Origin of the sequence: Salirhabdus euzebyi, from assembly GCF_014207435.1 — a bacterium.
Classification (GTDB): domain Bacteria; phylum Bacillota; class Bacilli; order Bacillales; family Alkalibacillaceae; genus Salirhabdus; species Salirhabdus euzebyi.
Window position 1 is genome coordinate 66,953 of sequence record NZ_JACHGH010000003.1, and the last position, 16,219, is coordinate 83,171.

20 protein-coding genes are annotated in these 16,219 nt (G+C 34.6%); all 20 read left to right on the plus strand.

All coding sequences use genetic code 11. The features are described from left to right. Positions 1–36: 36 nt before the first annotated feature. The 20 genes from HNQ94_RS05500 (at position 37) to HNQ94_RS05595 (ending at position 16,210) form a co-directional block, all read left to right on the plus strand. Positions 37–576 (plus strand): HXXEE domain-containing protein, encoded by a 540-nt coding sequence (locus HNQ94_RS05500; RefSeq protein ID WP_174495248.1) that lies wholly within the window; start codon positions 37–39, stop codon positions 574–576. Positions 577–702: 126 nt separating this feature from the next. Then, positions 703–1,287, plus strand: coding sequence for an RlpA-like double-psi beta-barrel domain-containing protein (locus HNQ94_RS05505; RefSeq protein WP_221452496.1), 585 nt, complete (start codon positions 703–705; stop codon positions 1,285–1,287). A 215-nt stretch (positions 1,288–1,502) separates the two neighbouring features. Beyond that, positions 1,503–1,967 carry a hypothetical protein gene (locus tag HNQ94_RS05510; RefSeq protein ID WP_174495249.1) on the plus strand — a complete coding sequence of 155 codons (465 nt, stop codon included), beginning with the start codon at positions 1,503–1,505 and terminating at the stop codon, positions 1,965–1,967. A 283-nt stretch (positions 1,968–2,250) separates the two neighbouring features. Then, entirely contained in the window at positions 2,251–2,769 is a 519-nt protein-coding gene (locus HNQ94_RS05515; protein WP_174495250.1) for a DinB family protein, read from the plus strand. A gap of 102 nt (positions 2,770–2,871) precedes the next feature. Then, positions 2,872–3,129 carry a hypothetical protein gene (locus HNQ94_RS05520; protein ID WP_174495251.1) on the plus strand — a complete coding sequence of 86 codons (258 nt, stop codon included), beginning with the start codon at positions 2,872–2,874 and terminating at the stop codon, positions 3,127–3,129. 109 nt (positions 3,130–3,238) lie between these two features. Then, the gene (locus HNQ94_RS05525) at positions 3,239–3,727 is read left to right on the plus strand and encodes a CBO0543 family protein (RefSeq protein ID WP_174495252.1); all 489 of its coding nucleotides are present in this window, start codon (positions 3,239–3,241) and stop codon (positions 3,725–3,727) included. Between the two features lie 105 nt (positions 3,728–3,832). Beyond that, complete coding sequence (locus HNQ94_RS05530; RefSeq protein WP_174495253.1) at positions 3,833–4,759, plus strand: aminoglycoside phosphotransferase family protein; 927 nt, start codon at positions 3,833–3,835, stop codon at positions 4,757–4,759. Beyond that, positions 4,756–5,409: an HAD family hydrolase gene (locus HNQ94_RS05535; protein ID WP_174495254.1), complete on the plus strand. Its 654-nt coding sequence runs from the start codon at positions 4,756–4,758 to the stop codon at positions 5,407–5,409. The genes HNQ94_RS05530 and HNQ94_RS05535 overlap by 4 nt, the downstream gene beginning before the upstream one ends. 10 nt (positions 5,410–5,419) lie before the next feature. Continuing rightward, positions 5,420–5,956 carry a P-loop NTPase family protein gene (locus tag HNQ94_RS05540; protein ID WP_174495255.1) on the plus strand — a complete coding sequence of 179 codons (537 nt, stop codon included), beginning with the start codon at positions 5,420–5,422 and terminating at the stop codon, positions 5,954–5,956. Between the two features lie 117 nt (positions 5,957–6,073). Next, positions 6,074–7,567 carry an esterase/lipase family protein gene (locus HNQ94_RS05545; protein ID WP_174495256.1) on the plus strand — a complete coding sequence of 498 codons (1,494 nt, stop codon included), beginning with the start codon at positions 6,074–6,076 and terminating at the stop codon, positions 7,565–7,567. 148 nt (positions 7,568–7,715) lie between these two features. After that, entirely contained in the window at positions 7,716–9,851 is a 2,136-nt protein-coding gene (locus HNQ94_RS05550; RefSeq protein ID WP_174495257.1) for an ATP-dependent Clp protease ATP-binding subunit, read from the plus strand. A gap of 142 nt (positions 9,852–9,993) precedes the next feature. After that, the gene (locus HNQ94_RS05555) at positions 9,994–10,455 is read left to right on the plus strand and encodes a DUF2243 domain-containing protein (RefSeq protein WP_174495258.1); all 462 of its coding nucleotides are present in this window, start codon (positions 9,994–9,996) and stop codon (positions 10,453–10,455) included. Position 10,456: 1 nt separating this feature from the next. After that, positions 10,457–11,236 carry a cytochrome c oxidase assembly protein gene (locus tag HNQ94_RS05560; protein WP_174495259.1) on the plus strand — a complete coding sequence of 260 codons (780 nt, stop codon included), beginning with the start codon at positions 10,457–10,459 and terminating at the stop codon, positions 11,234–11,236. A gap of 108 nt (positions 11,237–11,344) precedes the next feature. Beyond that, a complete protein-coding gene (locus HNQ94_RS05565; protein WP_174495260.1) occupies positions 11,345–11,557 on the plus strand; it encodes a hypothetical protein in 213 nt (70 codons plus the stop codon). A 13-nt stretch (positions 11,558–11,570) separates the two neighbouring features. Next, complete coding sequence (locus HNQ94_RS05570; RefSeq protein WP_246199935.1) at positions 11,571–11,843, plus strand: spore coat protein; 273 nt, start codon at positions 11,571–11,573, stop codon at positions 11,841–11,843. A gap of 21 nt (positions 11,844–11,864) precedes the next feature. Beyond that, positions 11,865–12,053 (plus strand): hypothetical protein, encoded by a 189-nt coding sequence (locus HNQ94_RS05575; RefSeq protein ID WP_174495261.1) that lies wholly within the window; start codon positions 11,865–11,867, stop codon positions 12,051–12,053. A 12-nt stretch (positions 12,054–12,065) separates the two neighbouring features. Beyond that, positions 12,066–12,365: a spore coat protein gene (locus HNQ94_RS05580; RefSeq protein WP_174495262.1), complete on the plus strand. Its 300-nt coding sequence runs from the start codon at positions 12,066–12,068 to the stop codon at positions 12,363–12,365. A 425-nt stretch (positions 12,366–12,790) separates the two neighbouring features. Next, the gene (locus tag HNQ94_RS05585) at positions 12,791–13,867 is read left to right on the plus strand and encodes an LPXTG cell wall anchor domain-containing protein (protein ID WP_174495263.1); all 1,077 of its coding nucleotides are present in this window, start codon (positions 12,791–12,793) and stop codon (positions 13,865–13,867) included. Between the two features lie 144 nt (positions 13,868–14,011). Further along, positions 14,012–14,683 (plus strand): class D sortase, encoded by a 672-nt coding sequence (locus tag HNQ94_RS05590; RefSeq protein WP_246199936.1) that lies wholly within the window; start codon positions 14,012–14,014, stop codon positions 14,681–14,683. Positions 14,684–14,899: 216 nt separating this feature from the next. Then, a complete protein-coding gene (locus tag HNQ94_RS05595; protein WP_174495264.1) occupies positions 14,900–16,210 on the plus strand; it encodes a globin-coupled sensor protein in 1,311 nt (436 codons plus the stop codon). Positions 16,211–16,219: the final 9 nt, after the last annotated feature.

Consider the following 16,219-nt stretch of genomic DNA (forward strand, 5'->3'; position numbering starts at 1 on the left):
TAGTACTTTAGTACAATATTATCGGAGGAAACAATAATGGAGTCACTTTATCAATTACATACATTAATCTGGTTGTTCCCAGTTATGTTTATATTTCATGATTTTGAAGAGATAATTTTAGTAGAAGGATGGATCAAGAAAAACAAGAGCAAGATTAAAGACAAATTACCAAATAGTATTGCAGATAAGATTATAAAGCAACTGTCGATGTCAACGGCACAATTTTCTGTCTCTGTACTTATCATCTTTTTATTTGTTAGTAGTTCAACATACATGGCCAGTCAATATATACAGAGCGGTTCTTTTGCTAATATCCATTTTTTTATTGTTTGTAATCTTATTTTCTTCCTTCATGCTTTTACACATATTGGTCAGTCCATATTTTTTCGAGGATTAACTCCAGGTGCATTAACCTCCATGGTGGTGATTATACCATATAGTATTTTTCTTTTTGATAGCCTTATAGAGAACAATATTCTATCTTGGAATATGATATGGAGTAGCATACCTTTTGTATTTCTTGTTATTCCAGTACTGTTGGTAGCACATGGGATAGGAAAACGGGTAATTTCATAATTTGAGTGGTATTATTTTAAGAAATGGCTACATATTTGGGCTCTCCTAGAGAATGATACCTGTCACAGGTCAACCTCTCAAAAAATATGTTAATAGAGAATTTAGCTATTACAGGGGGAATATGTAGTGCAAACACCTTATTATTATGTACCATTTAAGTATGATTATGGATTTGACCCTTATCAGGCATATGCGAATGTTCCATATCCTTATTATCATACAAACTATTCTTACTATGTTGAGAATCGTCAACAACCTATTCGTGGGCAGGCTACTTGGACAGAGGGAGGACAAGTAACCCAATGCAATATACCATGGTCGAAGAACGAATTTATGACAGTAGCAGTTGGTCAAAATGCCCCTTATCAATGTGGGCAAACACTAAGAATTAAATACCCAGCTACACAAAGAGAAGTAGTTGTAACAATTGTTGATAAAGTAGCGGGATTCCCATCAAATAGGGTCAACCTACATCGTACAGCATTTTTAGCGCTAGGAGCAGATGCAGCTCAAGGTGTTATCAATGTGGAAATCTATCCATCACCAGAGTTAGAAGAGGAAAAATGGGGTAAATATTTATTAGAAGTTACGCAAACAGCTTACCCTAATTACAACGTAACAGATTATGATTTCGTTACAAAAACAAACCCTGCTCCTAATCAGGTAAAAGAAGAATATGATTTTATCTTGATTCAACCCAAGAAAAAATAAGAGTTCGAGGAAGAGTGATTTATAATCCTACAACTAATCGAGTTATATCATTTGATATAAAAGAAATTTAATAAAGAGTTAAGGCATATGAGCAACATGTTCTCATGTGCTTTTTTTTGTGAAAATAAACCAAAAAATAATTGTGTTCAATTCGACAAAAATCTCTTATAATAAATCAGCAATATACTATTTAATGAGATGAGGACTAGAAAGAAATGAACAAGAAAATATTGTATGCAGTAGGTAGCATTATTCCTTTATTGATAGGTGGTTATTTCTTATTTCAGAATCTTTCAGGAAATTCTGATGCTATGCTTAAATATGTCGAGGATACAAATGTTTTTACCGATAAATTTAACGCTCTAATTGATCAAGAGGCAACTGTAGCGGATGAAGAACTTCTAGATTTTACAGAGAATACATTAATTCCTGGTCTTGAGGCATTATTGATTGAAACAAAAGCTTACGGGAATGACATTAAAGAAGAAAAATTAAAAGAAATCCACGATATAGATAATGAATCATTACAAAAATATATTGAAGCAGAAAAGGCTTGGTTAGCAGGAAATGATGAACAATCTAATGCCTTATATGCGGAATCTGACGAACTAGCTATGCAATACGAGGAAGAACTAAATGCCCTTGCTACAAAATGGGCGGTTGATATTGAATGGGAATAATAGAAAGCTAATATTTTAAACCTTCACCTAGACGGTGGAGGTTTTTTGTTTTTATGTAAGTATTTTTAAGTGTAAAGAGGAATATTTTTCATAATAAAGAAACATATATGGAGGTAGAAGAAGATTATATTTATTTTTAAGACCTTATGTGAAGCTGTTATACAACCGCTTCATCAGAATAGCGTATTTCCGCGGATGAAATTCATACTCATGAAGTTCATTCCCAGACGAAGTAAAATGAAACAATCTTTTAGAAAACTGTCAAAAGAAAAGAGGGTGTTACATGAATTTTAACTTACAAGAAGCGATTGAAGTGTTGGAGCGAACTCCAGGGACATTGGAGCAATTTTTATTCGGTTTATCTATTGATTGGTTACAATGCGATGAGGGAGAAGGTACGTGGAATCCAATGGAAGTAATGGCACATCTTATTGAAGGGGAAAAGTATAATTGGATCCCTCGCCTAGAACACGTTTTGGAAGTAGGTGAAAGTAGTCCTTTTCCTGAATTTGATCGATTTTCTCACTTGCATAAAGAAACAGAGACATCATTGGAAAAAATGTTTGCACAATTTAAAATGCTTCGAACAGAAAACCTCCAAAGACTAAAAAAACTTGTGCAACCTTCACATCTAGATTTAACCGGTTCACATCCGGCATTCGGTGTCGTTAGAATAAGAGAACTAATTTCCACATGGGTCGTTCATGATTTAACCCACATTTCTCAAATTGTCCGAGTTATGGCGGAGCGCTACAGAAATGATGTTGGGCCATGGCAAGCTTATTTAGGAATATTAAAATAAAACCTTTCCATACTAATCGTTTACATAAACTTTTTGTGAAAAGTTGACTTATTATCCCTATTAATTAATATAGATTGGTTATCCTATTAGTGGGTGATTAAAATGAAAGCAACAGAATTAGAAAGTAAACGTTTTGATAAGGCATTAGATGAATTTATTGATTTGTTTAACAATCTAGAAACAGATGAACCAGTTATTGGCTTTGGTGACGATGTTTTGGAAAATATTAAGCGTGCGAAGAAGAAATACGGAAATGATATGGTGGATGAAAAGATAAATACGGTAGTGCGCGAAATGTTGTCCTGGCTCGAGTTAGATGATGTCGAGCTAGAGGAAGAAGAGAATGAAGAGGAATCCTAAAGGTATTAACCAGTCTATTGTTGACTGGTTTTTTATTTAGCAGGATTTGTTTTTATATAATTCGTATCAAATTGGATATTCTATGTTTAATAAAGGGGGTCCATTTTGTATGAAATCGAACGTCATTGTAAAATTAGGGATTGTATTTGGGATCTTATCCTTTCCTACATTATTTAGAAAACCTTCAGGAAAACTATGGGTACCATTTTTCCTGCTAAATGGTGCAATCAATCACGTGTTTGACAAAATCTTAGTGACAAGGAAAAAAGTGAAATATCCCGTTCGGTTCTTACCTAACATCTTTAAAATCAATGTTGTCTATGATTATTTAGTTTGTCCTTATTTATCCGTTTGGTTTTGTCAATCCACCTACCATTCAAAACTACCAGGTATTATAACAAAACTGATTCTATTCGGTTTACCACAAGGTGCTTATGAAATTTGGCTGGAAAGAAAAACGAAAACACTTCAGTTTCGAAAGAATTGGCGTTGGATGTATTCGTTATTTCTCGTTTTTATCGTGAAAATACTTTCCCGAGGCCTTTTGGAATTGTTTAAGATATCCAAATTGGACAAAGAGAATTTAAAAAATGAATAGCAATTAACAGAGCTAAAATATCCTCATTTAGCTCTTTTCTTTTTTAATCGGAGTGATATAATATTATTCCAAGTTTATCCTGTAACATGAAAAGGGGCTAATATAGTGAAAGATCAACAGCACTTTCTAAAAACAGTTCGTCATTATTTTAAAGAAGAAGGAGAGAAATGGCTGCAACAATTACCTGAGCTGATTCGATATTGTGAAACAAAATGGTCCTTGAAAATGCACGCCCCTTATAAACTCTCTACCAACTATGTTGCCCCCGCAACAATGTCGAGTGGTGATGAAATTGTTGTTAAACTTTGCATTCCATCTGATGGAGTAAGGGATGAAATACTAGCGTTACAAACATTTGATGGAAAAGGGATTGTTAGATTACTAGATTGTGACATCCAAAAGGGAATTATACTATTGGAAAAAGTAACTCCAGGTCGAATGCTAGCACATATTACCGATGCAGATGAGGCTTGTCGAATAGGGGCAGATGTCGTAAGAGAACTCACACGCCCCGCTCCTAAAAGATTCCAGATTGCTTCCACGATAGGAAGAGAAGAAAAATTAAGAGTAATTGTAAACGAAAACCCTCACGGACTAGGGCCAATAAAAGCAAAGATTCTTCAAAAAGCACTTCATATGTTCACTTACCTCAATGAAACTATTGACAAATGGTTCCTTCTTCATGGTGATTTTCATCCTTACAATATCCTCTTAGATGAAAATGGTCAATGGAAAGCTATAGACCCGAAAGGATTAATGGGGGAGCTAGAATATGACCTCATACAGTTTATACTGAATATACTTCCTGATGAGGGAGTAGAGAAGGTTATCCAACAAAGAATCGATATTTTTACAACGGAGTTAAATATAAATAAACAAAGACTACTTTTATGGGGATATTGTCATACTGTCTTAGCAACAGCTTGGACGGTTAATGAAGACGGTACATTTGATGAGAAATTTTTTCAGTGTATTGCTATTTTTGAAAAGCTCTGTAGTAAATATTTAGAAGAGTTGGAGGAGATAAGATGATTAAAGCAGTAGTATTTGATTTTGATGGACTAATAGTAGATACAGAGTCTATTTGGTATGAGGCTTATCGCGATGTCTTAGTTGATTATGGGATTGATTTACAGCTTGAACAATTTGCAAAAGTAATTGGCACCAATGATACTGTTCTATATGACTACATAAGAAAAAATAGCAAAAAGGAAGTTGATCGAAATGTAATAGAAGGGGCAGCTCATAAGGTGTTTCATGAAAAAATGGGACAGCCTGCTTTGCGTGAAGGCGTGCGAGAATACTTAAATTCAGCAAAGCGTTTAGGGTTAAAAATTGGGTTGGCTTCTAGTTCTAGTAGAAAATGGGTAACCGACTACTTAAAAATATTCGAAATAGATCACTATTTTGAAACCATTCATACGCGTGATGACGTGCAGTTTGTCAAACCAGACCCAGCTCTTTATCTTCTTGCAGTAGACAAACTCCATGTAAAACCAAATGAAGCCCTAGCATTTGAGGATTCTTTAAATGGGATGACTGCAGCTTTAAATGCAGGGCTATACTGCGTTATTGTTCCTAATCCTGTTACAAGCGATTTACCTTTTCAAGATTTTCATTATCGTTTACAATCTATGTCCGAGTGTTCTCTAGAGAAACTGTTAAATAAAATTAATACTTGAGGTGAATTGTTTGAAACGAATTATGGTAATGGGAGTTTCTGCAGGTGTAGGAAAATCAACCTTTTCGAAACAGTTAGGGGAAATTTTAAATCTTAATGTTCACCATCTTGATACTTTGTATTGGAAGCCCGGGTGGGTAGAAGCTTCTTTAGAGGAGTTTTCTCAAAAGCAGAACGAAATAGTAAAAGAGGACGAATGGATTATTGAAGGTAATTACAGTAATACATATGATATTAGAATGAAGAGAGCAGACACGATTATTTATTTAGAATTGCCTTTACGCGTCTGCTTATATCGAGTAATAACTAGATTCTTAAAAAACTTAGGGAAAAACCGTTCTGATATGGGAGAAGGTTGTACAGAAAAATTAGACTATCCATTTCTTAAATTTATTATCACGACATATAAGTCTAGAAAGAAAAAGATGCGGGATAGATTTCAAGTTTTTCTGAAAAACGGAAAAGATAAAAAAGTGTATGAACTGAAAAGTAAAAAAGAAATACGTGAATTCTTACATAATTTAGCACACGATATACAAAAAGGTTAGCTATTACTTTTTTCCTCATTTCTATTCATTTGTACTATAAATGAAATCTTCTTCTATATATAGTAATGGATTCCATTTAGTTGGGCATCTAAAATTGATAGGAAAAGGGGAGAGGTAATGCTAAGAAAAAGTTTATTTGCGTTTCTAATCTTTTTTCTCATTCTGCCGGGCAATAGTTTTGCTGGATCTTTCGGAAAAGATGATCCTTCCGGTGTACCAGGTCAGTGGTATGTTGGAGATGAGCCATCTTATATCTCTACAGACAAGCATCCAATTTTATTTGTTCATGGCCTAAACAGCTCGTCTAACACATGGTGGAACGAAAATGACATGTATGCAACAGCCTATAATAATGGTTATGAAACGTCTTTTATTGATCTTTATCCTACAAAAAACATGTGGGATAATGGATATTTATTAGCCGAAAAGTTGCGCGACATCTACAACCATTTTGGTGAAAAGGTAGTCGTTGTTGCTCATAGTAAAGGTGGAATAGATACACAATCAGCACTTGTGCATTATGGAGCACATCCTTATGTAGAAAGAGTCATTACATTATCAACCCCACATCACGGATCCCAACTAGCTGACCTCGCATACAGTAGTTGGGCTGGTTGGTTGAGTGGTATTTTAGGAAGTAAAAATGACGCGACGTACTCACTTCAGACAGGCTATATGAGTTATTTTAGAAATCTAACAGATAGACATGCAGATGTTTATCAAAATCCAATTTATACATTCGGTGGAACAAAATGGGGCAGCTTCGGAAGTTCTCTTTATTGGGGAGGTTTATACTTAAGGGCATACGGCCAAAATGATGGAGCTGTTACCGTAAGTAGTTCAAGATTGCCTTACGCAACAGAAATTGCCGTTGATAAGTGGAATCATTCCACGATTAAAGAAGGTTCATCTACGTTTTATCACTTTGATAACTATTTAAAAGAAAACGTCTACTCCATGGCTAGCTTTAAGACTACATCGATTCCTCAGCAAACAAAGCCAAGAGAAAATGCTGGCGCCTACATTACGGGTGGAGAATTTAAAGGGAACAACAAGATAGATATTTCCGTTGAAGAAGATGCGGAAGAAATTACAGTGGATTTTGTTAGTGACAAACAAATGGAAGAACTCGTCTTAACAGACCCGAATGGCCAAACTTTTGCGAATTATGAGCTTCAAAATGATACGGAGTTTTTCAATGGAGCATACCACCATACATTAACGATTGCTAATCCATCAGCTGGAAAATGGAAACTTACTACTAACTCCAACAACAAGGCAAGTTACTTACTACAAGTTTCTTTCACAAGTAAATTGAATGACATGTTTACGGTTAGTCTAGATGGAAAAAAGAATGTAAAGACTACTGTTAAGGATAAACAACTAAAAGTAAAAACTGATATGACATTAGAATATTATAAAAATGGAAAATTAAAAATGCATAAAATTAATGTGAAGAAAAATAGTAGTGGAACCTATAAAATTCCTCATTTTGATGATGGAATGTATAATATAACCATAAACCTAAAAGGTAAATATGGAAAAGAAGATTTCCAACGCACCATTATCAAATCCATTTATATTGATGAAGACGGGATTGTATATGAATAAGTAATAGATAGATCCTCCTGCAGATAGTAAAACAGGGGGATCTTTTTCTGTTTAAACAAACTACTTGAAAGTCAAAGAAGGTCAAAGTATAATAAAATCAAACGAAGGTCAAAGAAGGTCAAACAAATAAATCGAGGAGGTAATTTGTATGTTGTGTCAAGTTTGTCAAAAAAAACAGGCAACAATAAACGTGTATACACAAGTAAATCAGGAGAAAACAGAAATGAAAATGTGTCATTCCTGTTTTGAAAAGCAGCATGCTAAACATAGTATGCCTTCTGGATTTACTGGCGGATACCCTTTTGATGAGTTATTTAAAGGATTTGGTTCTGTTAATGGATCTTCCCATGCAATGAAGCAACCAACTTCTCCATCTACACAAGGTGGAAAGGGCGGAAACGGTATGTTGGATCAGTTTGGTCGTAATGTGACAAACCAAGCAAGAAATGGACAAGTTGATCCGGTTATAGGTAGAGACAAAGAAGTTGAGAGAGTTATCGAAATTTTAAATAGAAGAAATAAGAACAATCCAGTCCTCATTGGGGAGCCTGGAGTCGGGAAAACAGCAATAGCAGAAGGGTTAGCTTTAAAAATAATAGCTGGAGAAGTCCCAGCTAAAATTTTAAATAAAGAATTATATGTAATGGATGTTGCTTCTTTAACAGCAGGAACAGGAATTCGTGGTTCCTTTGAGGAGCGTATTAAAGCTATTATTAATGAGCTGCAAACACGTCAAAATGTTATCTTATTTATTGATGAAATTCATCAGTTAGTAGGTGCAGGTGCTGCTGAAGGTTCCATGGATGCAGGAAATATTTTAAAGCCAGCATTGGCTAGAGGCGAGTTGCAAGTTATTGGAGCAACAACGTTAAAAGAGTATCGTCAGATTGAAAAAGATGCCGCATTAGAAAGACGATTCCAACCGATTATAGTAAAAGAACCAACAATCGTTGAAGCGATGGAAATCTTAAAAGGTTTACAAGCAAGATATGAAGAATATCATCAGGTTCAGTTTACAGAAGAAGCGATTAAAGCCTGTGTAACATTGTCAGACCGATACATTCAAGATCGTTTTCTACCAGATAAAGCAATTGACTTACTTGATGAAGCAGGTTCAAAAGTAAATCTTTTATCTGAAGGAAAAGAATCAGCTACTATAAAAAATCAACTAAATGAAATACGTCATAAAAAACAAGAAGCAACAGTAGCAGAACGATATGAAGAAGCTGCTAAACTGCGTGATGAAGAGTTAGAGTTGGAAAATCAACTGCAAGAAGGGCACACACCAAACAAAGGAATTGTAGATGAAGATTTTATTCTGAGTCTAATCGAAAGTAAGACAAGCATTCCTGTCGGTAAGCTACAAGAAAACGAAAAAGAAAAAGTGAAGAATTTAGAAGGTAATCTTGCTAGTAAAGTTATTGGACAAGGTGAAGCAGTTAAAAAGGTGGCAAAAGCAATACGTCGTAGTCGCGCTGGCTTGAAATCAAAATATAGGCCTATTGGATCCTTCTTATTTGTTGGTCCAACTGGGGTTGGTAAAACCGAATTATCAAAATCACTAGCAGAAGAACTTTTTGGTTCAAAAGAAACGATGATTAGACTAGACATGAGTGAATATATGGAGAGACACGCGGTTTCCAAGTTAATTGGCTCACCACCAGGATATGTGGGGCATGAAGAAGCAGGACAGTTAACGGAAAAAGTAAGACGTAATCCTTATAGTCTTATTTTGTTGGATGAAATAGAAAAAGCTCATCCTGATGTTCAACATATGTTCCTACAAATTTTAGAGGATGGTAGACTAACAGATAGTCAAGGTAGAACCGTAAGCTTCAAGGATACCGTTGTCATCATGACTAGTAATGCAGGAGTAAGCCATAAGAAAATTACAGTTGGCTTTAACTCAGTCGGGGAAGATATGGTGAAAGAATCCAGCATATTAGAGGCGCTAGGTTCGTACTTTAAACCAGAATTCCTAAACCGTTTTGATTCTATTATTGAATTTAACAAGTTAGAAAAAGATAATTTACTTCATATCTTAGACTTAATGCTAGCAGATTTAGAAAAGCAACTAGAAGAACAAGGAGTTAAACTGGAAGTAAATGTAGATGCAAAAAATAAACTAATTGAACTAGGCTATCACCCAACGTTTGGTGCACGCCCACTACGTCGTGTTATCCAAGAACAATTAGAAGATAAAATTGCGGACGTATTGTTAGAAGAAGAAGGAAAAGAACAGTTAATCGTATCTGTGGAAGAGAATGAAATCGTTATTAGATGAGGACCCAATCCGGGTCCTTTTTTTACATTTTATAAGTGAAATTCAAAATAGTTCTCCTTTGCAGTAGTATGTATCGTTATAAAGGCCGTACAACTGGTTAGAATGGTGGATAATATTGCATATAGTTAAGGAGACCTATAAATTGGCAACTAATAATGTCGTTAAAAAATATACCTCTCGTATTATTTGGTCGGGAATATTATTTGGAATAGGAATTGCTGCTTTTATAGATGAGACTGTATTTCACCAATTACTTCATTGGCATCATTTTTATGATAAATCAACCAAAGAAATAGGATTAGTTTCAGATGGTTTTTTCCATGCGTTTAGTTGGTTTGCCACCATTGGGGGGTTATTTTTGTTTGCGGATTTACGTAGACGACAAATACTACAATTCAAACCGTGGTTTGGTGGGATATTTCTTGGGATTGGTATGTTTCAATTGTATGATGGAACGATTCAGCATAAGCTAATGCGAATCCACCAAATTCGTTACGTCGAAAACATCCTGATGTATGACTTAATCTGGAACATTATTGCGGTTGTCCTAATTATCCTCGGTCTTTTTTTAACAGTTCGTTCTCGAAACAAAGCAGGTGGATAATATGGAGAATCATCATCACATACCAGCAGTTAGCCTATTCAACCAGCTTATTTTAGCACTTCCATTTATTTTAGGTGTAGTTTTATATGTAATTTGTGTAGTTTATTCGAACCGAACATATAAAAAATGGCCAATATCACGTTTACTTTTCTGGTTTGGAGGTTGTTTTTTAGCCATTATAACTGTTTTAGGACCACTAGCAGTCCGTGCTCATGTCCATTTTCCAACCCATATGATTGGGCACTTGTTTCTCGGCATGCTTGCACCCCTTTTAATGGTAGTAGCAATGCCCATGACATTGCTTCTCCGTACACTTCCAGTACGTTATGCTCGTCTGATAACAAAAGTACTTCGTAGTAAAATCATAGGACACTTGACTAATCCAATCATAACTGGGATCCTAAATGTTGGTGGACTTTGGATTATTTACACGACAAATCTATACATTTTGATGCACGAAAACATATTATTTCATGTGGTCGTGCACTTACATGTTTTTCTAGCAGGCTACTTCTTTACCATTTCTATTATTTATCTAGATCCAACTATTCACCGTTACAGCTTTGCATTTCGGACAATTGTTTTTATCCTGGCATTGGCTGGACACGGAATTTTATCAAAATACATATATGCAAATCCACCGAATGGTGTTAACGGTTACGAAGCTGAAGTTGGTGCTATGATTATGTATTATGGAGGTGATTTAGTCGATGTCATCCTCATTGTAATTCTTTTTTACCAGTGGTATAAAGCTACTGCACCAAAACCAAATGCAATATAAAATTCAACGTGAAAACAGGCCTTACTAGGTCTGTTTTTTTTTATGATTATTTTTCTTCCCTTTACAGAAAATAACGATAGTTATCAGAAAGGAAGGTGAAATGATGTGATGCATAGTGCAAAATTTGGTGTTCATGAAATATCTGATGTACGAGAGCTTTTAGCCTTTAAAACAACATGCTTAAGCCTTGATAAGGAAAGAGTAGAAAAAGTACAAAACCCTGAGCTGAGACTATTAATTGAACAAAGTATGGATCATGGAAAAAAATCGGTTATAGGTATGAAGGATTTACTAAGCTCTGCTAAAAAGACATTACATTAAAGGAGGAAGGAATGTGGAAACTAATCCATTAAGCACTACTGATCAGACCATTGCAACAGATATGTTGTTCGAAGCAAAGGCAGCAATAAAAGATATCGCAACTGCAATAACTGAAACAACTTCAAAAGAAGTACGAGATTTTTTAACGAAGGAATTAAAAGATGCTATTAACCAACAGGAAAGAATATTTAACTTCTTACAGAACAAAGGCATTTATCATGCGAAAAATGTGAAAGATCAGTTGGACTTAGATATTGAATTTGCAAATAGAGCTTTAGGCGAATAATACATGAAAGTAGGGAAACAAATGAATGATGAATTATATCAACATGAAACATTAGAAATGCACGAACTTATTACTTTTAAGAGTTTGTGTTTAACGAAGGCTACTATTATGCAAGCACTTGTTACAGATGAGAAACTGAAAAGCCTCATGCAACAAGATGCAAGTATGCACGATAAGCATATTAACGTATTAAAAAGTCATTTGTCCTAAGGAGGGAAAACAATGAACCCATTAATTGAGAAGCTTATTGGAGTGGCGGATCTGTCAGATCAAGTAATTGCAACAGACATTTTAATGGCAGCAAAAGCAGAAATAAGAAATTATGCTGTAGCCATTACAGAATCTGCATCACCTGAAGTAAGACAAAGCTTAACACAACAAATAGAAGAAGTTATACATTTTCACGAACAGATTTCAAATTATATGATTGAAAAAGGTTTTTATCATCCTCATGACGTACCAAAACAGCTTGATCAAGATATGCATATAGCTCAGACAGCATTGAATTTAGGAAATAACTAAAATGTACATAAGAGAGGGAGTTGCCAAAAAGGCAACTTCCTCTTTTTTCATACAAATAAAAAGTTATAAAAAGACAGTAGTTTTTTATTATCATGTTCGTTTTATAAAACAATTTAGTTCTTTAAAAATAACAAAAAAGTAAGATAAAAAGAGTAAGACGAAGAAAACTTTAGGTTTTATGTTCTTTATAACGAAAAATAAGCAATTATAACGTTTTTCTTTTCTTATTACATATCTTATACTTTCAGTAATTCTATATAACGAACATAAATAACTCTGAAAAGAACAATTTTAGACATTCTTTGTGCGCGTTTGTTTTTGTTCTTTAAAAAGAATTAATAATATTGCTCCTACAGAGCAGAAATTGTTCCGTTATGTAAGATAAGTTATTTCGACTTTAACTAATGGAAAGGAGGATGAAAGACTTGAAGAAAATCATGATACCTATGTTAAGTGGATTGGTTGTGATGTTTGGAACCATTTTTGGAACAAGTCTACTTGTGTTTGCTGATAAAGAAGAATGGAATCAAACATCCTATACTGTTACAGACGAGAACGAAGATAATACATTGAGTTGTGATGAGCCTATTGTTTTAATGGTGCAAGTTGATAAACCCGATAGAGCAAAGGGTATTACACCTACTTATAAAGTTTACTTTGTAGCAGGTGGTGAAGAAGCTGGTCCAGCACCAAATCATAATCAAGTAGAAGGTATTGAGCCGTACGAAAAAGATTTAGATGCTGATAGAGCTTTTGATTCAGATGGAATTACGTATATAACTTATTATCCAACTGAAAAGGGACATTATCGGATTATGGTGGATCGTCCAGAAGGTCATCCTGGCGGTGATAATGGAATGCAATCGGAATCTTATTTCTATGACTGTGGAGACTCGGAAGAAATCATTTACGACTCCATTTCTCCAGTTCTTGAATGTATTCAGTTAGTAGAAGAGGGAGTTTACCGAGCATGGTTTGGATACAGCAACAAGAATGATGAACCAATTTCTGCAGAGTTAGTACAGTCAAAATTTACTGGCAATACAATTGGTGAACCCAATTTCCCAGAGACCTATGAAGTTGGTCGCCAGAACAAAGTATTTTACCAAGACTTTAGTGGTGGTAATTTAGTTTGGACTTTAACTGGTCCAGATGGTTCCACTCGAACTTCAACAGCATCTTCTACTTCAACCCTTTGTGTTGAACCTGAAGAACCTGAACAACCAGAAGAGCCTGAAACTCCAGAAGAACCCGAAACTCCAGAACAACCAGAAGAACCTGAAACTCCAATTAATCCAGAGGATCCTAAAGACACTGAAGATCCAACCGACGATTCTGACGAGGAACCAGTAGTTGGAGATGTAGATGACCCTAAAGATGATGATGACAAAGAGCTTCCGAAAACTGGTGATTATTCAAAATTACCTTTCTACTTGTCTGGCTTAGCGTCCATTCTTCTAGGTGCATTCCTATATAGAAGAAAAAGTTTAATGGAAGAATAATAGAAGATTTGGTGACTCGATTTTGGAATAGATCAACCCCTCTAGTTCTATATTTTGTTCTATTCCAAATGGCTGGGACTATGTAACCGCATAGCTTATTTCCCTCCGAGTTACCATTTCTTTTTTTGTTGGAGGTATCTGTACATGAAATGGCTATCCTATTTATTTATTTTATTTGGAATCATTTTAATAAGTTATCCTATTTCTGCTCAAATATATTCAAACCACATAGAAAAGAAACTGTTGGAAGAAGCAATGAACATTGAATTTGAGCCTGTTATACAAGAGGTGGGAGAAGAAGAGTTTTTACAATTACAAGATGTTTTTCTGGAAGAAGATTGGGACGTTTTCTTAGAGAAAAAGTTGAAACAAGATGAGCGATATGATGATCCCATTTTAGATACTCCAGTGAAAAAATCCACTACGAACCAACCAATTGGTCACATCGAAATCCCCACCATACAAGTTCAACTTCCTCTATTAGATGGTGCCACAGAAAAAAATATGCGTTATGCAGCTGGTCGGTTAAAGGAAACAGCTAAACCTGGTGAAATCGGAAATTCAGCTATTGCTGCCCACAGGTCGTATACATATGGGCGTTTTTTTAATCGTTTAGATGAAGTGAAGATCGGTGACGAAATTCATGTGAACTATATGGGTAAACGTTACACATATACGGTTTTTGAAACAAAAGTAGTTGTGCCAACTGATTTATCTGTTTTATACCAACCTAGTTCGGATAAAATTTTAACGTTAATCACTTGTACCCCTATAGATACAGCAACACATCGTTTAATTGTCCATGCAAAAATGTAATTCATTTTTTAGACAGTCTATAATTGATCCGTCTTTTTTTGAAACTAGTTTTAAGTTACAAACAAATGTGACATATTTATGAAAGTTGTCCATTTTCATGTAATAAACTCCTGTAAAATCCGCAATTTTTGTAATGTTTTGTTTATAATTACAGATAAAACTATCTTTATGTTGGAAACAGTAACATTATAATTTGCGATATTGGGGGATTCATAATTGAAAATATTTAACTTAACTAGCTCTAAAAAACAGGGAAAAGGGCAAAGTCTTTTAGAAAATGCAGCACAACAAAAAGCAATATTGAAAATTTCAAGTGAAAGTGATTTAGCGAGACAGATTGAAATTATAAAATTGTCGGAAGATGATTTAAAGGTTATTAAAGTATTAAAGCCTATAATAGAAAATAATATTGACTCCATTACGGAACAATTTTATGGAAATATTACAAGACAGCCTAACCTTTTAAGTATTATTGAAGAACATAGTAGTGTACAACGGCTAAAACAAACGCTAAAAATACATATCCAAGAATTATTTAACGGCTCAATAGATCAAACATTTATTGATAAGCGTTTAAGAATAGCTCATGCTCATGTTAGAATTGGTCTTCAAACAAAATGGTATATGTCCGCATTTCAGGATTTGTTTAATTCATTAAGCAAAATACTAGAAGAAAACATTCAAATACCTAGCGAATTACTTCAGTCCATAACAGTTGTAAGTAAATTGCTAAATTTAGAGCAACAAATTGTACTAGAAGCATATGAGGATGAAAATGAACGTATTCGAATGGAAAATCAAAGGCTTAAATATGAGTTAGGCCAAAAGGTAAATTATACAGCAGAAGGTCTTGCCGCAATTTCAGAGGAAACTAGTGCTTCCATAAAAGAATTAGTCGGACAATCCGAAAATATTGTTAATCTATCTAAACAGGGAACTGAATTGGCAAACCACTCCGAGTCACTATCACAAAATGGAAAAAAACAATTAGAGCTTCAAAATGAAAACTTGACTGTTATGAAGAATAGTATAAATCGCATTGCTAAAGACTCACAGGGACTAAGCGAAATAGCTAAAAAGATAACAGAAGTAATTGAAATAGTTTCTGATATTGCGGAGAAAACGAATGTTTTAGCACTTAATGCTTCAATTGAATCTGCAAGAGCTGGAGAACACGGAAGAGGTTTTTCTGTTGTTGCAACAGAAATAAGAAAGCTTTCCCAACAAACAAAGGAATCAACAGAAACAGTAGAAGAACTAATTACGAAAACAAATGAACAGATTGTTAATGTTTCTGATTCAGTAAAAAATGTGATTGAACTAGTTGATGTTGGTATGGAAAGCATGGAAAAGACCGATAAATATTTTGTGGATATTTTAGAAGCTATGACGAAAACAAAGCTACAAAATGAAAAAATCGAGGTAGATTTAGATAGTTTACTGGCAGTTGTTGAACAAATAGATCAAGCCTCAAGTGAAGTAGCATCAGCAGCTGATAGTCTTAATCAAATCACCCAAGAATTTTAATCAAACTAT

What these genes read in the sequence shown, in the direction of transcription:
- HNQ94_RS05575 (WP_174495261.1), top strand. Translation starts at nt 11,865, where the DNA reads ATGAATGATGAATTATATCAACATGAAACATTAGAAATGCACGAACTT.
- HNQ94_RS05590 (WP_246199936.1), top strand. Translation starts at nt 14,012, where the DNA reads ATGAAATGGCTATCCTATTTATTTATTTTATTTGGAATCATTTTAATA.
- HNQ94_RS05520 (WP_174495251.1), top strand. Translation starts at nt 2,872, where the DNA reads ATGAAAGCAACAGAATTAGAAAGTAAACGTTTTGATAAGGCATTAGAT.
- HNQ94_RS05545 (WP_174495256.1), top strand. Translation starts at nt 6,074, where the DNA reads ATGCTAAGAAAAAGTTTATTTGCGTTTCTAATCTTTTTTCTCATTCTG.
- HNQ94_RS05500 (WP_174495248.1), top strand. Translation starts at nt 37, where the DNA reads ATGGAGTCACTTTATCAATTACATACATTAATCTGGTTGTTCCCAGTT.
- HNQ94_RS05580 (WP_174495262.1), top strand. Translation starts at nt 12,066, where the DNA reads ATGAACCCATTAATTGAGAAGCTTATTGGAGTGGCGGATCTGTCAGAT.
- HNQ94_RS05550 (WP_174495257.1), top strand. Translation starts at nt 7,716, where the DNA reads ATGTTGTGTCAAGTTTGTCAAAAAAAACAGGCAACAATAAACGTGTAT.
- HNQ94_RS05525 (WP_174495252.1), top strand. Translation starts at nt 3,239, where the DNA reads ATGAAATCGAACGTCATTGTAAAATTAGGGATTGTATTTGGGATCTTA.
- HNQ94_RS05510 (WP_174495249.1), top strand. Translation starts at nt 1,503, where the DNA reads ATGAACAAGAAAATATTGTATGCAGTAGGTAGCATTATTCCTTTATTG.
- HNQ94_RS05560 (WP_174495259.1), top strand. Translation starts at nt 10,457, where the DNA reads ATGGAGAATCATCATCACATACCAGCAGTTAGCCTATTCAACCAGCTT.
- HNQ94_RS05565 (WP_174495260.1), top strand. Translation starts at nt 11,345, where the DNA reads ATGCATAGTGCAAAATTTGGTGTTCATGAAATATCTGATGTACGAGAG.
- HNQ94_RS05535 (WP_174495254.1), top strand. Translation starts at nt 4,756, where the DNA reads ATGATTAAAGCAGTAGTATTTGATTTTGATGGACTAATAGTAGATACA.
- HNQ94_RS05515 (WP_174495250.1), top strand. Translation starts at nt 2,251, where the DNA reads ATGAATTTTAACTTACAAGAAGCGATTGAAGTGTTGGAGCGAACTCCA.